The organism is Nostocoides australiense Ben110 (assembly GCF_001050535.1).
GTDB lineage: Bacteria > Actinomycetota > Actinomycetes > Actinomycetales > Dermatophilaceae > Nostocoides_A > Nostocoides_A australiense.
This window is the reverse complement of sequence record NZ_HG764815.1, coordinates 3,736,337-3,738,140: the sequence shown is the minus strand read 5'-3', so window position 1 is coordinate 3,738,140 and position 1,804 is coordinate 3,736,337. Positions and strand designations below refer to the sequence as shown.

Here is a 1,804-nt window from a genome sequence, read left to right as displayed (position 1 = left end):
CCCCCCCCCCGCCTCCGGCGGCGCCCCCACGACGGGCGGCGAGCCGGTCGTCATCACCGGTGCCGCGCTCGGCCTGCCCGGCGTCGAGAAGATGTTCGACGACGCCAATGTCACCCGCATCCTCGCCGGTGAGAACTTCATCTCCGTGCTGCCGCACGAGGTTCGCGCGCTCATGGCGGACAAGCGGGTCACCCGCATCGTCAAGGACGCTCACGGTGGCGGCAGCTTCCAGACCATCGACGACGTCGCCGACGTCATCAAGCTCGCCGGCATCCACGCGCCGATCGACGTCGTGGCCGAGTTCGGCCTGGACAAGGCGCGCGACGAGGCGCTCGACGTCACGACCCGGATGGCGGTCGCGGCCGGCTTCGACGCGCTGCGCGACGCGGGGATCCCCCTGGTCATGCGCTACAAGAAGACCACGCTCGGCACGCAGTTGCCCGACAAGTGGCTGCTGCCCGAGGCGCTGCGCGACACCACGGGCGTCATCTTCGCTTCGGCCTTCCCCGGCTACGACCGGTTCGCCGAGGAGATCGAGAAGTACGCCCTGCATCGCGGTCGTCGTGACAATCTCCTTGCGCTGGAAGGCGTCCGGGCCCGCATGACCGCCGACGACCCGGCGCGCGCCGAGGTCGACCGGCTCATCGGCGCGCTGCGTCAGGCCCTCGAGGCCGAGCCCTACGCGTTCGATCGCCGCTTCCTGTTCCGCGTGCTCGCGATGGGCCACTCCCAGTTCGCCGAGATCATCGGCGCCCGGGGCCCGAACACTCAGGTCAACGCCGCCTGCGCCAGCACGACCCAGGCAGTCTCCCTGGCCGAGGACTGGATCAAGGCCGGCCGGTGCGAGCGCGTCATCGTCGTCTCCGCGGACGACGCCTCCAGCGAGCACCTCCTCCCCTGGGTCACCACCGGCTTCCTCGCCACGGGCGCCGCCGCGACCGACGAGAAGGTCGAGGACGCCGCCACGCCGTTCGACAAGCGCCGCCACGGCATGATCGTCGGCACCGGCGCGGCGGCCATCGTCGTCGAGTCGGCCGAGTCGGCGCGCGAGCGCGGCCTGGCCCCCATCGCCCAGGTGCTCGCCTCCATCACCGCGAACAGCGCCTTCCACGGGACCCGTCTCGACGTCGATCACATCGGCGGCGTCATGCAGTCCCTGATCGCCGAGGCCGAGCAACGCGGCATCGACCGGCACGCCATCGCCCCGGCGACGATGTTCGTCTCCCACGAGACCTATACGCCCGCCCGCGGCGGCAGCGCCTCGGCAGAGATCAACGCGCTGCGACAGGTCTTCGGCGCCTCCGCCGACCGGATCGTCATCACCAACACCAAGGGCTTCACCGGGCACGCCATGGGCGCCGGCATCGAGGATGTCGTCGCGCTCAAGGCGCTCGAGACCGGGATCGTCCCGCCGGTGCCGAACTACAAGGAACCCGACCCCGACCTCGGCGCGCTGAACCTCTCCCGCGGTGGCACCTACCCCGTCGAGTACGCCCTGCGCCTGGCCGCCGGGTTCGGCTCGCAGATCGCGATGTCGCTGATCAAGTGGGTGCCCCCGGCCGACGGCCGACGCCGCGCGCCGCAGGAGCTCGGCTACGCCTACCGCGTCATCGACCAGGCCGCCTGGCAGACGTGGCTGGACACGCTGTCCGGGCACACCGGCAGCGCGCTGGAGGTCGACCACCGGCGCCTGCGCGTCGTCGACAACGGGGCCCCGGCCAAGCCGGTCACCCTGACCACCCGGGTTCCCGTGCCGTATGCCGGTCGCCTGGCCCCGCTGGGCGCCCGCGCCGGCGCGGCAGCG

1 protein-coding gene is annotated in these 1,804 nt (G+C 72.1%); it reads left to right on the top strand.

Features of this window, described 5'->3' with window-relative positions; all coding sequences use genetic code 11:
• On the top strand, positions 1 to 1,804 hold a 1,804-nt coding region (locus BN11_RS18355; RefSeq protein WP_201329305.1), incomplete at both ends, for a beta-ketoacyl synthase N-terminal-like domain-containing protein.